We start from the raw sequence: 18,404 nt of genomic DNA on the forward strand, positions 1-18,404 counted from the left end.
CTCCACCCATGTCTGTGCCGGTCCGCACCGCCCGACGGTGGGCGGCGGACGGCCGCCCGACCGGGCTCCACACCCATCAGGATCGGGCCTGAGCTCTAGAGCTTCAGCACCCGCCCCGCGATGACCAGGTGCACCTCGTCGCAGGCCGCTGCGAGCTCCTGGTTGACCGTGCCGAGCAGGTCGCGGAAGAGCCGCCCCGACCGATGGGCGGGTACGACGCCGAGCCCCACCTCGTTGGTCACCAGCACGGTGTCGGCGCTCCGGCGAGCGAGTGCGGCGGTGGCCTCGGCGACCAGCTCACGGACCACGGCGGTGACCTGCGCGGACGGGGCGTCCCACAGCTCGCGCTCGTCGATGACGGCCGTCAGCCAGGTGCCGAGACAGTCCACGATCACCGCACCGTCGCAGGCCAGGGCCAGGGCCGCGGCGAGGTCGTGGGTCTCCACCGTCGTCCACGACGCCGGTCGGGTGGCCTGGTGGGCGGCGATCCGGTCGGCCCAGTCCGCGTCGTCCGCCGCCGGCCCCGGCGCGACGTAGGTCACCGCTCCGGCCCCGACCAGCAGTGCCTCCGCATGCCGCGACTTCCCCGATCGCACGCCGCCGGTGACCAGGACCTTCACGCCAGCCCCCGCGCCCAGGCGAAGGCCGCGCCGACGTCGTCGACGGTCGCCACACCGGCCGCATCGACCGGCCGCCGCACCACGACCACCGGCACGCCGAGCAGCCCCGCGGCCGTCATCTTGGCCCAGGTGTAGCTGCCACCGGAGTCCTTGGTGACGAGCACGTCGATCCGGTGCGCCCGCATCAGCTCCAGCTCGCCCTCGAGCGGATAGGGGCCGCGGCTGCTGATCAGCGTCCAGGTCAGCGGCAGCGCGATCGACGGCTCGTCGACGACCCGCGCCACCGCCCTGACGCCGCCCAGTGCCGGCACGAAGCGTGCCAGCTCCTGGCGGCCCACCGTCAGGAACGGACGCGCGCCCAGGGTCGCCGCCGTCGCCGCCGCCTCGTCGTGGTCCTTCACGTAGTGCCAGGACGGGTCGGGCTCCCAGCCGGGGCGCTCCAACCGCAGCAGCGGCTTCCCGGTCGCGGCGCACGCCGCCACGGCGTTGGCCGACATTCCGCGCGCGAACGGGTGGGTCGCGTCCACCACGGCGTCGAAGCCGTCCAGCGCCGCCACCAGACCGGGGACGCCGCCGAAGCCGCCGATCCGCACCGGCCCGACCGGCAGTCGCGGCCGCGCGACCCGGCCGGCCAGGGAGGAGGTCACGTCGACACCGGCCTCGACCAGCTGGGCGGCCAGGGCGCGCGCCTCCGCCGTACCGCCCAGGAGCAGGACTCTGCGAGACGCCCCGTCCCTCGGCTCCTCAGGGACCGTCCTCACGCGACACCGCCGGGTGGGAGGACGGGCAGGCCAGAGGGCGCTCCCCGAAGAGCGAGCGAGAGCAGGCCGTCGGCGTCGAGGTGGTGCTCGACCAGGTCCCCGAGAAGGTCGAGCCGAGCCTCACGCGCCGCCGGGAACGACGCCCGCGACTCCAGGCCGAGGGCCTCGCGAAGGTAGTGGCCCCGATAGGCGTCGTCCTCGAGCCGGCCGTGCACCATCGTGCCGCTGACCGGCCCGGACGCGGCCTCCCCGCTGATCCGGCCGTGATGGATCTCGTAGCCTGCGGGCTCGTGCAGCCGCAGCGTCTTCTCGGCGTCGAAGACGGTGGCGACCTCGAGCAGCCCCAGTCCCTGGACGGTTGCGCCGAGGGCGCCCTCGATCCCGTCGGGGTCGCTGATGGTGCCGCCGAGCATCTGGCAGCCGCCGCAGATCCCGAGGACCGGCCGACCGGCCTCGGCGTGCGCGATCACGGCCCGGTCCAGGCCGCGCGAGCGCAGCCAGGCCAGATCGCTGATGGTGGCGCGGGTGCCCGGCAGCACGATCAGGTCGGCGTCGGCCAGGTCGCGCGGCGAGGAGACGAAGACGACGTCGAGGTCCGGCTCCAGCCCGAGCGCGTCCAGATCGGTGAAGTTGCTGATCCGCGGCAACCGGATCACCGCGACTCGGCGGGTACCGCTCCCGGAGCGTCGACCGTCCAGGTCGAGGGCGTCCTCGGAGTCGAGCCACAGCGACGGATCCCAGGGAAGTACGCCGAAGGTGGGCCGTCCGGTCGCTCGCTGCAGCATCTCCAGCCCGGGCGAGAGGAGCCCCAGGTCGCCACGGAACTTGTTCATCACGAACCCTGCCACCAGTGCCTGGTCCTCGGGCGAGAGCAGGGCGACCGTGCCGAGCAGAGCCGCGAAGACCCCGCCGCGGTCGATGTCGCCGACCACGATGGTCGGCAGGTCGGCGTGCCGGGCGAGACCCATGTTCACGTAGTCGCCGGCACGCAGGTTGATCTCCGCCGGGCTGCCGGCACCCTCGGCGACGATCACGTCGTAGCGCCCGGCCAGGTCGTCGAACGCCTCGTGGGCGGCGGTCGCCAGGTGTCGTCGGCCGTCCTCCCAGTCGGCGGAGGACACGGCGCCGGCGGGCTGACCCATCAGCACCACGTGGCTGCGTCGGTCGCTGCCCGGCTTGAGCAGGACCGGATTCATTGCCACCTCCGGCGTCGCTCGCGCCGCCAGCGCCTGCACCCACTGCGCCCGCCCGATCTCGGCGAACCCGTCGCCCTGCGCCACCACCATGGAGTTGTTCGACATGTTCTGCGCCTTGTACGGCGCTACCAGCACGCCGCGGCGGGCGAACGCGCGACACAGGCCGGTGGTGAGGACCGACTTCCCGGCATCCGAGGTGGTGCCCGCGACGAGAAGACCGCGCGGCCGGCTCACGACGCCTGCTCGCACGGTTCGCCAAGCCGCCAGGAGTGCATCAGGCGGCACTCGTCGTTGGCCCACCACTGCAGGTCGAGCCGGTCGAGCCGCACCGTCACCGGCAGCGTGTCGCCGAGCCGCTGGCTGACGGTGTGGGCGGTGATCGGGTCCCCGCCGGCCGAGCACGTCGAGATCTGGTCGAGGGTGAGGTGGGGAGTCGGGTCCGGGTAGACCCCGCCGTACGGCGGATGGTCGGGGAACGCCTCGGCGAGCCGCGCCGTGAGGTCGCGGACCGGCTGCTCGGGCACGGGGCGCAGGTGCAGCAGCCCGTCGTGGAAGGCGTGCACCGCACCGAGGGTGACGTCGATCGGCTCGACCTGCGCGAGCACCTCGGCCACCCGGTCCAGGTCGTGCGGGCCCGGCGCGCTCAACCACGGCCCGAGCACGGTGATGTGCGCGTGCACGAAGTCAGGGTCGGTCGAGACGAAGGACCGGTCGTAGTGCGCGGTCCGCTCGCGCACCCACGCGTCCAGCTCGGGCACGGGGAAGGCGAGCACGCTGTGCGCGCGCGGCGTCTCCACACTCATCGCGGCCCCCGCAGCAGATAGAGATCCATCACCCACCCGTCGATGGCGCGGGCGTGTTCGCGCGCCACCCGCAGCGAAGCCTCGCCGAGCTCCCCGAGGCGGCCCGACAGGAGCTGCTCGCCGGGCGCGCCGAGGTTGGCGCCGTACCAGACCTGCCAGTCCTCCAGACCCTCCAGGTCCGGCGCGGAGCCAAGCATCACCACGAGGTTGGTCTGGCCGGTGGCGATGTCCTCGCGCAGCCGTCGAGCCGTGGTCACGTGCACCGGCCTGCCGACCTCGTGCAGCACGATCCGGTGCCGGGCCGCGAGCAGCTGAGGCGCGCTGATCCCGGGGATCACGTCGAAGTCGAACCCGAGCTGCTCGACGATGCGGATCGTGGAGTCGTAGAGCGACGGATCGCCCCACACCAGGAAGCCCGCGGTGCCGCCGCGCTGCTCCAGCACGTCTCGGTACGCCGCCACTCGGGCCGCGTGCCACTCGCGCACGGCCTGGTCGTAGCCGGCGGTCGCGGTGGTGGATGCCGGATCACGGTCCCGCTCGGGGTCGGGTACGGCGACCAGCTCGACGCCGTACTCCTCGCACACCTGGCGCCGGACGGCCAGCAGCGGGTCGTCGGCGCTCTTGGCGGCGGCGACGACGTAGTCGCAGGACCGCAGCGCGTCGGCGGCCTCGGGCGTGACGTGCTGCGGTCCCATCCCGAAGCCGATGATCCGGATGGACGCCGACCGTGTCGAGGCGATCATCGATCCTCCAAGTCGCCTTCGACCTCGAGGTAGACCTGCTTCAGCGCGGCCATCACCTCGGGATCGGGCTCCTCCCACAGACCCCGCTCGGCGGCCTCGTGCAGACGCTCCACGATGCCGCGCAGCGCCCACGGGTTGGACTGGCGCAGGAACGCCTGGTTGGTCTCGTCGAGGACGTACTCCTCGGCGAGCTTCTCATACATCCAGTCGTGCACCACCCCGGCGGTGGCGTCGAAGCCGAAGAGGTAGTCCACCGTCGCGGCCAGCTCGAAGGCGCCCTTGTAGCCGTGCCGCTGCATCGCCGAGATCCAGCGCGGATTCACCACCCGGGCGCGGAAGACGCGGGCGGTCTCCTCGGCCAGGGTGCGGGTGCGGATCGCGTCGGGCGAGGTCGAGTCGCCGACGTACGCCTTGGGGTCGGAGCCGGTGAGCGCACGTACGGTGGCGACCATGCCGCCGTGGTACTGGAAGTAGTCGTCGGAGTCGGCGATGTCGTGCTCGGCCGAGTCGATGTTCTTGGCCGCGACCTTGATCCGGCGATAGTTCGTCCGCATGTCGTCGGCCGCTGGTGCGCCGTCGAGGTCGCGACCGTAGGCGAAGCCGCCCCAGGCCGTGTAGACCTCGGCGAGGTCCTTGTCGTCGCGCCAGGTCCCCGACTCGATCACCTGCAGGATGCCCGCACCGTAGGAGCCCGGCTTGGAGCCGAAGATCCGCGTCGTGGCGCGGCGGTCGTCGCCGTGGGCGGCCAGGTCGGCCCGGGTGTGGGCGCGCACGTAGTTCTGGTCGTCCGGCTCGTCGAGCGCGGCGACCAACTGCACGGCGTCGTCCAGCATCGCGACCACGTGCGGGAACGCGTCGCGGAAGAACCCGGAGATGCGCACCGTCACGTCGATCCGCGGACGGCCGAGCTCCTCGAGAGGTACGACGGTGAGGTCGCTCACCCGACGGGACTGCTCGTCCCACTGCGGTCGGACGCCGAGCAGGGCCAACACCTCGGCAACGTCGTCGCCACTGGTCCGCATCGCGCTGGTGCCCCAGACCGAGAGCCCGACCGAGGTCGGGTACTCGCCTGTCTCGTCGAGGTAGCGCTGCAGCAGCGAGTCAGCCATCGCCTGTCCGGTCTGCCAGGCCAGCCGGCTCGGCACGGCGCGCGGGTCGACGGTGTAGAAGTTACGACCGGTCGGCAGCACGTTGACCAGGCCGCGCAGCGGCGACCCGGAGGGTCCTGCGGGGACGAAGCCGCCGGCCAGGGCGTGCAGCACGGCGTCGAGCTCGTCGCTGGTGCGGGCCAGGCGCGGGACCACCTGGGTGGCGGCGAAGGTGAGCACCCGCACCACCTCGGTGTCGTCGTGCAGCGTCACCGCGACGGCAGGGTCCCAGTCGCACTTCTCCATCGCCTCGACCAGCTCGCGCGCCTGCGCCTCGAAGTAGTCGGCCTCGGCGGTCCCACCGCCGGCCGCCGAGCCTGTCGAGGCGCCGCCCCCGACGGCCTCCGGATGCCCCATCCCGAGCGCCGTCCGGAGCCCGGGCACCGCGTTGCCGACGCCGCCCCAGACCTGACCGGCACGCAGGATGGCGAGCACGAGGTTGACCCGCGCCTCGCCCTCGGGGGCACCGCCCAGGATGTGCAGCCCATCGCGGATCTGCGCGTCCTTGATCTCGCACAGCCAACCGTCGACGTGGAGCAGGAAGTCGTCGAACTCCTCGTCCTCGGGCCGCTCCTCCAGGCCGAGATCGCGGTGGAGCTGCGCGGCGTGCATCAGCTGCCAGATCTCGCCGCGGATGGCCGGCAGCTTCGCCGGGTCCATCGTGGAGATCTTGTCGTACTCCTCCAGGAGTGCCTCGAGGCGGGCGATGTCGCCGTACGACTCCGCGCGGGCCATCGGCGGGACGAGGTGGTCGACGATGGTGGCGTGCGCGCGACGCTTGGCCTGCGCCCCCTCGCCGGGGTCGTTGACCAGGAACGGGTAGATCAGCGGCAGGCTCCCCAGTGTCGCGTCCGGCCCGCAGGCGGCGGACAGCGCGGCGTTCTTCCCCGGCAGCCACTCCATCGAGCCGTGCTTGCCGAGGTGGATCACCGCGTCCGCTCCGAATCCGTGCTCCAGCCAGCGGTAGGCGGCCAGGTAGTGGTGGGTCACCGGGAGGTCGGGATCGTGGTAGATCGCGACCGGGTTCTCCCCGAAGCCGCGAGGTGGCTGGATCAGGATCACGATGTTGCCGGCCTGCAGGGTGGCGAGGACGAGCTCGTCGTCGTCGTTGACGAAGAGGCTGCCCGGCGCCTCGCCCCAGGCCGCCGTGATGGCATCGCGCAGGTCGGCCGGCAGGTCGGCGGTCCAGGCGTCGTACTCGCTCCTCGAGATTCGGACGTGGGCATCGGTCAGCTGGGCCGAGGTCAGCCACTCCTCGTCCTGCCCGCCGGCGGCGATGAGGGCGTGGATGAGCGCGTCGCCTGCCGCGGTCTCCTCGAGACCGCCCTGGAGGATCCGCGTCACCGAGTTGTCCTGGCCCAGGTCGTATCCCTCGGCGCCCAGCCGGCGCAGCAGCCGGATCGCGGAGACCGGGGTGTCCAGCCCGACGGCGTTGCCGATCCGAGCGTGCTTGGTGGGGTACGCCGAGAGCACCAGGGCCAGTCGCTTCTCGGCGTTGGGGGTGTGCCGCAGCCGGGCGTGGTTGACCGCGATGCCTGCCACCCGTGCGGCCCGCTCCGGATCTGCGACGTAGTGCGGCAACCCCTGGTCGTCGATCTCCTTGAACGAGAACGGCACCGTGGTGATCCGGCCGTCGAACTCGGGGATCGCGATCTGGTTGGCATAGTCGAGCGGGCTGATCCCGTCGTCGGACGCCTCCCACTCGGCGCGGCTGTTGGTCAGGCACAGGCCCTGCAGGACCGGGATGTCCAGTGCCGCCATCCGCTCGACGTCCCAGGCCTCGTCGTCGCCGCCCGCGCCGGCGGTCGCCGGAACCGAGCCGCCGGCCGCCAGGACGGTGACGATCAGGGCGTCGAGGGTGCCGAGGGCGTCGAAGAGGTCGTCGGGCGCGGAGCGCAGGGACCCGGCGAAGATCGGTACGCCGACGGCGTGCCCGGTCGCGTCGACGGCATTGGCCAGCGCATGGGCGAAGGAGTTGTTCCCGGATGCCTCGTGGGCGCGGTAGTAGAGCACCCCCACGCGAGGCAGCGGACGACGAGCCTGTCGAGGCGCCTCCTGCCCCTCGACGGATCGACGCCGAGCCTGAGGCGCGTAGCCCCAGGCCGGGATCGCGGCCGGCGGCTCGAAGCCGACGCCGGTCAGCAGCACCGTGTCGGAGAGGAAGGCGTGCAGCTGCGCGAGGTTCGCCGGGCCACCCTCGGCGAGGTAGCGATGCGCCTCGGCGGCGACGCCGATCGGCACCGTGGAGAGCTCCATCAGCTCCGCACTCGGCTGCTGCTCGCCCCCCAGGATGACCAGCGGCGTACCGGCCCGGCGGAGGCCATCGACGCCCGACCAGAGATCGTGCGGAGAGCCGAGCAGGCGGACCACCACGAGGTCCGCGGCAGCCGTGACGGTGGCGATCTCGACCTCGGTGGTGCGGGCCGGGTTGGCCCAGGAGTACGCCGCGCCGCTGGCCCGTGCGGAGAGCAGATCGGTGTCGGACGTGGAGAGCAGCGCGATGCGCGGGGACCGCGCAAAAGACGGCGCAAGAGACGGCGAAAGAGACGGCGAAAGAGACGGCACAGCCGGGTTCCTCCTCCGGGGTTCTCGCCCCGGCTAGCGGTCGGATGTCGGGCGCGTCAGCTGATGCAAAAGCGCCCGGCCCGCGGCCAGTGTCTGGCTGTCCCCAGCGGGGATCACAGTGGCGGAACCGCCCCGGAGTCACACCGGGTTCCTGCAGCCACGAGCGCCGTCAGCCTACGCGAGGGCGCGGCCGGCAGTGCCAATCTCGACCATCGGCGGCCCAGAGTCGGCTTGCGCGACGTCGCTCCCGAGGTAACCGGATGAGGACGCGTCGCAGATCCGTCGAAGGAAATGGCAACGTTTGCCGATGAACACAGGGATCCTGTTCGCAGGACCCCCTGTTAATCCGGGTACGGGGGGTCACTACGTCCCTGTCCGCGAGCCGTTGACCACCCTGGAGCCCTACGGATGCCGACCTCATCCGCACGCGCCGCGCAGGTGCGCGAGTGGACCTATCACCTGTTGATCCTGGCCATCGGCATCGCCGTCTTCGCGGCGGCGGTGGTCGAGGCCGACAGCAACGGTGGCGTTGGCGCGGACTTCGGCACGGCGATGCTGATCGGCGCACCGCTGATCGTGGTCATCGCCCGCTTCCCGATGGTGCTCGACAGGGGGACGGTCGGCATCGAGGTCGGCTTCGAGTCGTGCGTGCTGATGTTCCTGCTGTGCACGATGGGGAGCGCGGAGGCGGTGATCGTCTGGAGCGCGGGCACGCTGCTGACCCAGGCCCTCACGGGAAAGCGAGCGGCGGCACGGGTCTTCAACGTCGGCGTCGGCATCGTCGGCGGAGGGCTGGCCACGGTCGCGTACGACGCCGTCAACGGCGGGACCATCATCGAGTCGCCACGCGGACTCCTTGCGGTGGCAGTGGCGGCGGCGACCTACTTCATCGCCGACTACGTGCTCTCCGCCGTGGCGGTGACGATCTCCACCGGTGCGCCACTCAGATCCACCCTGGTCCAGACCGGCACGGTGCTGGCGATCGCCTGCTTCGTCCCGCTGGACTCCCTCGGCTACCTCGCCGCGGTGGTCGCACGGGCCACCCCGTCGTGGACCCTGATCCTGTTCGGCATCCCGCTCGTCACGCTCCTGATCGCCACCCGCGCAGTGACACGTGGGCGGGAGAACGCCCGCCGACTGACGGTGCTCTTCGAGGCGGCCGGCCGGGCGCAGTCGCTGGCCGACCGACAGGCGGTGACCGATGCGCTGCGCCGCGACGCGGCCGAGCTGCTGCAGATGAAGGACGTTCAGATGCGGACCTCGGCTCCGGCCGAGAGCGAGATCGGCGTCGAGGTGCAGCTGGGGGAGGAGACGGTCTGGCTGGTGGCGCGCGCCGTGCACCGCGCCCGCGCCACTGTCACCGGCGATCAGCAGGCATTGCGGACGCTGGCCGCCGTCGCCTCCGACGCGATCGCGCGGATCGAGCTGATCGACGAGATGCTGCACCTCGCCCGGCACGATCCGCTCACCGACCTGCCCAACCGCGCCATCCTGCTGGACCGGGTCACCCACGCCCTCGAGCGCGCCCGTCACCAGCGCACACAGACAGCGTTGCTCTTCTTGGACCTCGACGGGTTCAAGCCTGTCAACGACCGGTTCGGGCACGGGGCCGGCGACCTGGTGCTGGTCGACATCGCCGGTCGGTTGCGCGAGTGCGTGCGCGAGAGCGACACGGTGGCGCGGCTGGGCGGCGACGAGTTCGCGGTGCTGATCGAGGACGTCGACCCCCGCGACGTACCCGCGATGTGTCATCGGATCCTTGCGGCCGTGGAGGAGGGTGCGGTCGTCGGCGGCCAGGTCGTGCGGCTCGGCGTCAGCGTCGGGGTCGCCTATGCCCGAGGTAGCGACACCGCCGCCAGCCTGCTGCGCAACGCCGACCTGGCGATGTACGAGGCGAAGGCGGGCGGCAAGGGACGGTGTGTCGAGTACAAGCCGACGATGGGCCGGGCCCGCGTCGAGCGGCTCGAGTTGATCGACGACCTGCGCGGCGCGGTCGAGGCCGAGCAGATCGAGGTCGTCTACCAGCCGGTGCTCGAGGTCGCGACCGGTCGGATCGTCGGCGCCGAGGCACTGGCCCGTTGGCATCGCGGCGGGGTCCCGGTACCGCCGGACGTCTTCATCAGCATCGCCGAGGAGACCGGGCTGATCATCGCGCTGGGCGAGGCGGTGCTGCGCCGGGTCGCAGCCGATGCCGCCGCCATCCGTGCCATCGACGACGGCCACGGCGACCCGCTCTCGCTCAGCGTCAACATCTCGGCTGCCCAGCTGCGCAGCCCGGGCTTCATCGACACCGTCAGGCGTGCCGCCGAGGCCGCCGAGGGGACGCACCTGGTCCTGGAGATCACCGAGCGCCAAGGCGTCGATCTGACCGGTGAGGTGCTGGCGGTGATGCGGGCGATCGCCGACATGGGCGTGCGCTTCGCGATCGACGACTTCGGCGTCGGCTTCTCCTCGATCAGCTACCTGCACGACCTGCCGGCGAGCGTGATCAAGGCCGACGCCGCACTGTCCGCGGACGTCGACCACGACGATCGCGCCCGCGGCCTGCTGCGCTCGGTGATGGAGATGGGCCGCACCTTGGGGTTCCTCGTGGTGATCGAGGGGATCGAGCGGGAGGCCCAGCTCGCCGTCGTCATGCAGGATGCGCCGTACAGCCTGGTGCAGGGCTACCTGCTGCACCGTCCGATGCCGCTCGCCGACCTGGTCGCTCTGCTGAGCGGGGCGCCGGTCGCCCAGCAGCTGCAGCGCTGAGCACCTTGATCCGGCAGTCTCAGATGTCCTGAGACATCGCAAAGGACACCGACGTCTTTGCGGGACAGCAACGAGGATTTCGCCGTCTCCGCACTCCTCTGCGCGATGATGTTGGGCAGGACCCCGAGCCGGAGGAGGCAGGGTGGCGGTGCCGGCGGCGGAAGACCTGAGCCTGAGACGACGTGCCGTGCACTTCGGATGGCTGACCGCCATCCTCGGTGCCCTCGCTCTCGGGTTGTTGGCCGTGGCGATCGTCCTGGGACGCACCGGTGACAGCGGACCGCAGTTGCGGCAGGCGCTGGTGCCCCTCAACGTCCAACTCGAGAACCCTGGCGGATGGGTGATAGCCGCAGTGGCGCTCCTCGTCGCTGCGACGTTCGTCGGCCTGGCCGAGCTGCAGACGGCGACGGCGATGCGGGTGCTGGCCCCAGACCGGCGCGTGCCTCCGCCGCTGCCGCCGACGGTCCGTCGTGCCCGCCGGATGCTGCTGTGGCCCGTGGAACCGGAGCTGGAGAGCGTTGAACACCTCCGCGACCTTCCGCCCGGGGTTCTTCCCACCTCCAACGAGCTGCCGGCTGCCACGGTTCTGCGGTGCACCGTCCTGATCCCAGCGCACAACGAGGAGGCGATCCTCGGCCTTACGTTGGCGTCGCTCGCAAAGCAGACTCGGCCACCGGACCGGGTGGTCGTGGTCGCGGACAACTGCACCGATCGGACCGTCGAGGTCGCTCGGGCACACGATGTCGAGGTGTTCGCGACGGTGGGGAACGCCGAGAAGAAGGCGGGGGCGCTCAACCAGCAGCTTGTGCGCTTGCTTCCCGACGCCGAACGTCGAGACGTCGTCATGGTGATGGACGCTGACTCCACCGTCGCGCCGGTGTTCTTGGAGGTTGCGCTCGGTCTGATGGAAGTGGACCCGAGCCTGACGGCCGTCGGCGGCCTGTTCTACGGCGAGAACGGCGCTCGGCTGGTCGGCCAGCTCCAACGCAACGAGTACACCCGGTACCAGCGCCTGGTCGCGCGCAAGCGCGGCCGGGTGTTCGTTCTGACCGGGACCGCATCCGTGATCCGGTCCTACGCGTTGCGTGCCGTCGCGGAGGCGCGAGGCCCGTTGATCCCGGGCCGACCGGGACAGGTCTACGACACGCTCGCGATGACCGAGGACAACGAGCTCACGTTCGCGTTGAAGACGCTGGGTGCCCGCATGACATCCCCGCCCGAGTGCCGAGTGACCACCGAGATCATGACCTCCTACCGAGACCTGTGGCGTCAGCGCCTGAGGTGGCAGAGGGGCGCGCTGGAGAACATCGGCGCCTACGGCCTGACCAGGGCCACCGCGCAGTACTGGGGTCAGCAGCTGGGCCTCGCCTACGGGTTGATCGCCCTCCAGTCGTACTTCCTGCTGATGGGCGTGACTCTCCTGGCCGCAGACAGCATCCGGGTGTCGCCGTTCTGGGTGGCGATCGCGATGATCTTCGTCGTCGAGCGGATCGTCACCGCGTGGCGAGCCGGCTGGCCGGGCCGTGCAGTCGCGTTCCCCATCGTTCTCGAGCTCGGCTACGCGGTGTTCCTGCAGGTGTGCTTCGTCACGTCGTTCGTGCAGATCATGGTCGGGCGGAAGGCAGGCTGGAACGACGTCCCACGTCCGACAGCGCCGGTTCTCCTGGCTCCGTGGCTGGTCGTCTCGGGGTTCACGGTGTGGGGCATCCTGCTCCCGACGACCGTCCTGACCAGCGACTGGTACGCCGTCCTGGCTTACTGGGTCGGCTTCAACACGTTGGTGTTCGCCTTCCTCAGCCTCCTGCACATGCTTCCGCCTCTGCATCTGCGTCGACGCGCCGGCGGGGTACCTGCACGGCAGAGTCCCACGGGGACCGACGTCAGTTAGGCACGACCCGACCTGCCCACGGCTGCCGGACCGTGACACCCCGGCTGCGTCAAGCCGCGTGACGGCGGGGCGAAGGTGACAGATGATGGGAACGGACTCAGCGACTCGGGAGAGGGCATGAGCGACAGCGAGCTCTTCGATCAGCTCGTTCGGGCGACCGGCGAGGCGGTCTGGAACTGGTCCTTCGACGGGCCGCTCGAATGGCACGACTCGCCCTACAGCTCCACGCTGGGCATCACCGGGCTTCTCGGCCATACGACCGTGGATGGCTGGATCGAGCGCCTCCATCCGGACGAAGCCACGCGGGTGATCGACAGCCTGGCGCGAGCACGCAGAGAGCCGGAGCGACTGTGGTCCGAGGAGTATCGGCTGCGTCGTGACGACGGCGGATATGCGTGGGTCCGGGGACGCGGCAGTGTTATCAGCGATGCGAGTGGCATGCCGGTGCGGATGGTCGGCACCATCCGCGACGTCACCGCGGAACGCGACGCAGAGCGGCGGCTGCACGAGGCCGTCGACTACACCGACGCCCTGTTCCAGAGCCTTCCCGGCGCGTTGTACCACGTCGGTTCCGATCGGCTCTTCGTTCGGTGGAATGCCGCTCTGTGCGAGATCACCGGCTATTCCGACGAGGAGCTGGGCGGGATGACGGGGACCGAGTTGTTCGCGCCGGAGGACCGGCCCATGGTCCTCGCCGCCATCGAGCGGGTCTTCGCCTCGGGCTACGACCAGGCCTGGGCCGACCTCCGGTGCAAGGACGGCCGCCGGCTGCCGTACTTCTTCACGCGCAGACGCTTCACCCACAACGGCCAGGTGGGGTACGTCGGGATCGCGCTCTCGATGGCCGAGCAGGTCGCCCTGCAGCAGCGGCTGCAGCACGAGGCCACCCACGACTCCCTCACCGGGCTGGCCAACCGCGCCCTGCTGCAGAAGGAGCTCGCCGGAGCGATCGAGGCCGCCCGACGCGACGGTCACCTCGTCGCCCTCCTCCACATCGACCTGGACCGGTTCAAGATCGTCAACGACGGCTTCGGGCACCCGTTCGGCGACGTCGTCCTTCAAGCTGTCGCCCGCCGACTGCTCAGCCTGGTGTGCCCGGAGGACACCGTGGTGCGGATGGGAGGCGACGAGTTCCTCATCCTTACTCCGCAGGTCGACCGGATCGAGGACATCGAAGAGATGGCGCAGCGCCTGGTCGATTCCTTCGCCGAGCCGTTCATGGTCGAGGGGCGCCGCATCTACCTGACCGGCAGCATCGGGATCACGTTCTACCCGCGAGACGGCGTCACCGGTGCCGAGCTGATCGACAACGCCGACATGGCGATGTATCACGCCAAGGCGGCCCGAAGCGCCTTCCGCGTCTTCGCTCCGCAGATGGCCGAGAAGGCGCAACGACGTACCGAGATGGAGATCGACCTCCGTGTCGCGGCCCAGGAGGGTCAGCTCTGGTTGGCCTTCCAGCCCAAGGTGGACTTGGAGCACGACGCCATCACCGGCTGTGAGGCGCTGCTGCGCTGGGACCACCCGAAGCACGGCCCGATCTCACCGGCCGACTTCATCCCCATCGCCGAGGACTCCGGCCTGATCCTGCCGATCGGGGAGTGGGTGTTGGAGACGGCCTGTCGGCAGGGCCGCGCCTGGCTGGACGCCGGACTTGATCCGATGTCGATCGCGGTCAACATCTCAGCCGCGCAGCTCTTCCAGAACGATCCCGTCGCTTGGGTGAGCGATACGTTGGAGCGCACCGGCTTCCCCGCCGACCTGCTCGAGCTCGAGCTGACCGAGTCGCAGCTGGCACAGGACGTGGAGACGGCCATCGCTGTCTTCCGCAAGCTGCAGGGACTCGGTATCAAGCTGGCCATCGACGACTTCGGTACCGGCTACTCCAGCCTCGAGTATCTGCGCCGCTTCGACGTCACCTCTCTCAAGATCGACCGCTCCTTCGTCGAGGGGATGCTGGCCGAGCCAGGTGACGCCGCCATCGTGCGGGCCGCGATCGCCTTGGCGCACGCGTTCGGGCTGTCGGTGATCGCCGAGGGCGTGGAGACCGAAGCGCAGCAACGCTTGCTCCGAGACCTTCACTGCGACCAGATCCAGGGCTACCTCGTCGGCCGGCCGGTCCCCGCCGACGAGTTCGCAGCGCTGCTGCAGCACCGCTAGGAGTATCTGCAGCCAGCCCGAACCGCGACTACCAGCCCACCGGACGACCACCCGGACCCACCCAGAAACGACGAACGGACCTACGTTTCCGTAGGTCCGTTGTCGCCGATGTCCTGAGACATCACAACGCGCCTTCGGCAGGATTCGAACCTGCGACACCTGGTACCGGAAACCAGTGCTCTATCCCCTGAGCTACGAAGGCATGCACTGTGAGCAGTGCGAGAGCGACCCTACAGCCACCGGGGGAGGAGGGTGAAACCGGGCACGTTCCGATGGGCGTCCCGCGTCGGCTCGGCGGCACGGACCGGGCGACCAACCGGACAGGCGTCCAGCGGCGGTATATCGGTGCGAGGGTTAGGCACCCGCGCCGATAGGCTTGACCGGTGACTCCCGAACAGCTCTCCACAGCGATCGTCGACGTACTGACGACGCTGTCGGACGAGGGTGCCCTCGCCCTCCCCGACGGTGTCCCGACCAACGTGACGGTGGAGCGACCCCGGCAGAAGGGTCATGGCGACTATGCCACCAACGTCGCGATGCAGCTGGCGAAGAAGGCTCATACCAACCCCCGTGCGCTGGCCGAGCTGATCGCCACCGGGCTCAAGGGCGTCGACGGCGTCGCGGACGTCGAGATCGCTGGTCCCGGCTTCCTCAACATCACCGTGGAGGCGGGCGCCCAGGGCGTGCTCGCCGCCGAGATCGTCGCTGCGGGTGCCGGCTACGGCCACACCAACACCCTCAAGGGCCAGCGGATCAACGTCGAGTTCATCTCGGCCAACCCCACCGGGCCGCTGCACCTCGGCCACACCCGCTGGGCAGTGCTCGGCGACGCCATCGGTCGGGTGCTCTCGGCCGCCGGCGCTGAGGTGACCCGCGAGTTCTACATCAACGACCGCGGCGTGCAGATGAACCACTTCGCGGACTCGCTCATCGCCTCGGCGACCGGGCAGCCCAAGCCCGAGGACGGGTACGCCGGCGCCTACATCGACGAGTTGGCCGCGGCGGTCGCTGCTGCCGCGCCGGGCATCTTCGACCTGCCCGAGGATGAGCGCAGGACCGCGGTGCGGGCCAAGGGCTACGAGCTGCAGCTCAAGGAGCAGCAGGACCAGCTCGCGTTCTTCAACACCCACTTCGACGTGTGGTTCTCCGAGCTGTCCCTGCACGACAGCGGCGACGGGTCGGGCGGCGTGCCGGACACACTCAAGCGGCTCAAGGATCTGGGCCACGTCTACGAGGAGGGTGGCGCGCTGTGGATGCGCACCACCGACTTCGGCGACGACAAGGACCGCGTCCTGATCAAGTCCGACGGCGAGCTGACCTACTTCGCCTCCGACACCGCCTACTACCTCAACAAGCGCGCCCGCGGCTTCGACCGCTGCCTCTACCTGCTCGGCGCCGACCACCACGGCTACGTCGGCCGGCTCAAGGCGATGGCGTCCTGCGTGGGTGACGATCCCGCGCAGACCCTCGACGTACTGATCGGGCAGCTGGTCAAGATCCTGCGCGACGGTGCGGAGTTGAAGCTCTCCAAGCGGGCCGGCACGATCGTCACGCTGCACGAGCTGGCCGAGGAGATCGGCGTGGACGCGCTGCGCTACTCGCTGGCGCGCTATCCCGCCGACAGCCCGCTGACCCTCGACGTCGCGGAGATCACCAAGGCCTCCAACGACAACCCGGTCTACTACGTGCAGTATGCGCACGCCCGCACCTGCCGGATGCTGGCCAACGCGGCCGACCTCGGCATGGTGCTCCCGACCGGGGACGACTTCGACCCGAGCCAGCTCTCGCACCAGCGCGACGGTGAGCTGCTGCGAGCGCTGGCGGAGTTCCCGCGGGTGGTGGCCAGCTCCGCCGAGCTGCGCGAGCCGCACCGGATCGCCCGCTACCTCGAGGACACCGCGTCGACCTTCAACAAGTGGTACGACACCAAGGAGTGCCGCATGCTGCCGCAGGGCGACGACGCGGTGACCTCGGCCAACCTGGCCCGGATGGTGCTGGTGGTGGCGACCCAGACCGTCATCCGCAACGGTCTCGGCATGCTCGGCGTGACCGCGCCCGAGCGGATGTGACGGGCCGGATGGCCAGCCACGCCAGCCCGGGCAGCTTCACCGGCACCTCGCCGGTGTGGCTGCGCGAGCCCGAGGACGTCAACGCGCTCGTGCCGGTGCTGTGGTCGCGTACCGCGGAGAAGGTCGACGGCGTCCTGCGCATCGGCGGCCTCTCGGTCGCCGACCTGGTCGCCAACGTCAACACTCCGGCCTACGTCCTCGACGAGGACGACTTCCGCAGCCGCGCCCGCGCCTTCCGCGACGGCTTCGAGGGGTACGACGTCTACTACGCGGGCAAGGCCTTCCTCTCCACGGCGGTCGCACGCTGGGTGGCCGAGGAGGGGCTGTGCCTCGACGTCTGCTCCGACGGTGAGCTGACCGTCGCGCTGCGCGCGGGCGTGGACCCGGCCCGGATCGGCTACCACGGCAACAACAAGTCCGCGATGGAGCTGCGTCGTGCCGTGCACGCCGGCGTCGGCCGGATCATCGTGGACTCCTACGCCGAGATCGAGCGGCTGGCCGATGTCGCCGCCCAGCTCGGCGTCGTGCAGCCGGTGATGGTCCGAGTGACGGCCGGTGTGGAGGCGCACACCCACGAGTTCATCGCGACCGCACACGAGGACCAGAAGTTCGGCTTCTCGATCAGTGCCGGCGCCGGCTTCGAGGCCGCGCGGCGCGTGGTCGGGGCGAGCAGCCTGGAGCTGCGCGGCCTGCACAGCCACATCGGCAGCCAGATCTTCGACACCTCCGGCTGGGAGGTCGCCGCCAGGCGCGTCCTGGGTCTGCACGCCAAGGTCGCGGCCGAGCTCGGCCACCCCATGCCGGAGCTGGACCTCGGCGGCGGCTTCGGCATCGCCTACACCACCCAGGACGACCCTGCGACGCCGGCGGACCTGGCCGCGCAGATCACCCGGATCGTGGCAGGGGAGTGCGCCGCGCTCGGCATCGACGTACCGCACCTGTCGATCGAGCCCGGGCGCGCCATCGTCGGCCCGGCGATGTGCACCGTCTATACCGTGGGCACGGTCAAGGAGGTCAGCCTCGACGGCGGCGCCGCCCGCACCTACGTCAGCGTCGACGGCGGGATGAGCGACAACATCCGCCCGGCCCTCTACGACGCCGACTACTCCTGCACGCTGGCTTCGCGCTCGTCCGCCGCCACACCGGTGCTCGCGCGGGTCGTGGGCAAGCACTGCGAGTCGGGCGACATCGTGGTCAAGGACGAGTTCCTGCCCGGCGACATCGGACCCGGAGACCTGATCGCCGTGCCCGGCACCGGAGCCTACGGCCGCTCGATGGCGTCGAACTACAACCACGCGCTGCGCCCGCCCGTGGTGGCGGTCAAGGACGGCTCTGCCCGGGTGATCGTGCGCCGCGAGACCGTGGACGACCTGCTCGCGACCGACGTCGGCTGAATCCGCGTCGCTCATAGGACGTCGAGCATCGGGTACCGGTTGATCTCCGACAGCAAGGAGGCAACCGATGGGTTTCGACGACAAGCTGGAGAACAAGGCCGATGAGCTCAAGGGCGAGGCCAAGGAGCGGTACGGCGGCGCCACCGGCGACGAGAGCAAGCAGGCCGAGGGCAAGGCCGACAAGGCCAAGGCCGACATTAAGCAGGCCGCTGAGAAGGTCAAGGACGCGTTCAAGTGACGCTCAGTTGAGCGTCGATCGATGAGCCCGTGGGGCGGCCGTTAGTCGGCCGCTCCACGGCTCTCGAG

12 protein-coding genes, 1 tRNA gene and 1 riboswitch are annotated in these 18,404 nt (G+C 70.5%); of the genes, 6 read left to right on the forward strand and 7 right to left on the reverse strand.

The features are described 5' to 3' along the window. Positions 1-95: 95 nt before the first annotated feature. Genes cobU through cobN form a run of 6 tightly spaced genes read right to left on the reverse strand, consistent with a single transcriptional unit; the run spans position 96 to position 7,836 of the window. The gene (gene cobU / locus H036_RS0114290) at positions 96-620 is read right to left on the reverse strand and encodes a bifunctional adenosylcobinamide kinase/adenosylcobinamide-phosphate guanylyltransferase (RefSeq protein WP_017935479.1); all 525 of its coding nucleotides are present in this window, start codon (positions 618-620) and stop codon (positions 96-98) included. Further along, positions 617-1,381 carry a cobalt-precorrin-6A reductase gene (locus H036_RS0114295; protein ID WP_017935480.1) on the reverse strand — a complete coding sequence of 255 codons (765 nt, stop codon included), beginning with the start codon at positions 1,379-1,381 and terminating at the stop codon, positions 617-619. The genes cobU and H036_RS0114295 overlap by 4 nt, the downstream gene beginning before the upstream one ends. After that, positions 1,378-2,811: a cobyric acid synthase gene (locus H036_RS0114300; protein ID WP_157417404.1), complete on the reverse strand. Its 1,434-nt coding sequence runs from the start codon at positions 2,809-2,811 to the stop codon at positions 1,378-1,380. The genes H036_RS0114295 and H036_RS0114300 overlap by 4 nt, the downstream gene beginning before the upstream one ends. Then, positions 2,808-3,380 carry a 2'-5' RNA ligase family protein gene (locus tag H036_RS0114305; protein ID WP_017935482.1) on the reverse strand — a complete coding sequence of 191 codons (573 nt, stop codon included), beginning with the start codon at positions 3,378-3,380 and terminating at the stop codon, positions 2,808-2,810. Before H036_RS0114305 ends, H036_RS0114300 begins: the two co-directional genes overlap by 4 nt. Further along, positions 3,377-4,123, reverse strand: coding sequence for a precorrin-6A synthase (deacetylating) (gene cobF / locus H036_RS0114310; RefSeq protein WP_017935483.1), 747 nt, complete (start codon positions 4,121-4,123; stop codon positions 3,377-3,379). The genes H036_RS0114305 and cobF overlap by 4 nt, the downstream gene beginning before the upstream one ends. Further along, positions 4,120-7,836 carry a cobaltochelatase subunit CobN gene (gene cobN / locus H036_RS0114315; protein ID WP_017935484.1) on the reverse strand — a complete coding sequence of 1,239 codons (3,717 nt, stop codon included), beginning with the start codon at positions 7,834-7,836 and terminating at the stop codon, positions 4,120-4,122. Before cobN ends, cobF begins: the two co-directional genes overlap by 4 nt. 67 nt (positions 7,837-7,903) lie before the next feature. Further along, positions 7,904-8,013, reverse strand: a riboswitch (cobalamin riboswitch). 231 nt (positions 8,014-8,244) lie between these two features. On the opposite strand from cobN, the gene H036_RS24505 reads away from it, so the two are divergent. The 3 genes from H036_RS24505 (at position 8,245) to H036_RS22960 (ending at position 14,635) form a co-directional block, all read left to right on the forward strand. After that, the gene (locus tag H036_RS24505; RefSeq protein ID WP_017935485.1) at positions 8,245-10,587 is read left to right on the forward strand and encodes a putative bifunctional diguanylate cyclase/phosphodiesterase; all 2,343 of its coding nucleotides are present in this window, start codon (positions 8,245-8,247) and stop codon (positions 10,585-10,587) included. 142 nt (positions 10,588-10,729) lie between these two features. Further along, the gene (locus H036_RS0114325) at positions 10,730-12,475 is read left to right on the forward strand and encodes a glycosyltransferase family 2 protein (protein WP_017935486.1); all 1,746 of its coding nucleotides are present in this window, start codon (positions 10,730-10,732) and stop codon (positions 12,473-12,475) included. Positions 12,476-12,592: 117 nt separating this feature from the next. Further along, complete coding sequence (locus H036_RS22960; RefSeq protein WP_017935487.1) at positions 12,593-14,635, forward strand: putative bifunctional diguanylate cyclase/phosphodiesterase; 2,043 nt, start codon at positions 12,593-12,595, stop codon at positions 14,633-14,635. Positions 14,636-14,764: 129 nt separating this feature from the next. On the opposite strand, the gene H036_RS0114335 is transcribed toward H036_RS22960, so the two are convergent. Further along, positions 14,765-14,837, reverse strand: a tRNA-Arg gene (locus tag H036_RS0114335). Between the two features lie 181 nt (positions 14,838-15,018). Here H036_RS0114335 and argS point away from each other — a divergent pair. The 3 genes from argS to H036_RS22965 all read left to right on the forward strand — a co-directional run bounded on the left by argS (position 15,019) and on the right by H036_RS22965 (position 18,336). After that, positions 15,019-16,704 (forward strand): arginine--tRNA ligase, encoded by a 1,686-nt coding sequence (gene argS, locus H036_RS0114340; RefSeq protein ID WP_017935488.1) that lies wholly within the window; start codon positions 15,019-15,021, stop codon positions 16,702-16,704. Positions 16,705-16,712: 8 nt separating this feature from the next. Continuing rightward, a complete protein-coding gene (gene lysA / locus H036_RS0114345; protein ID WP_017935489.1) occupies positions 16,713-18,098 on the forward strand; it encodes a diaminopimelate decarboxylase in 1,386 nt (461 codons plus the stop codon). 67 nt (positions 18,099-18,165) lie between these two features. Next, positions 18,166-18,336: a CsbD family protein gene (locus H036_RS22965; protein ID WP_017935490.1), complete on the forward strand. Its 171-nt coding sequence runs from the start codon at positions 18,166-18,168 to the stop codon at positions 18,334-18,336. Positions 18,337-18,404 lie beyond the last annotated feature (68 nt).

Origin of the sequence: Nocardioides sp. Iso805N (genome assembly GCF_000364605.1) — a bacterium.
Taxonomy (GTDB): Bacteria; Actinomycetota; Actinomycetes; order Propionibacteriales; family Nocardioidaceae; genus Nocardioides.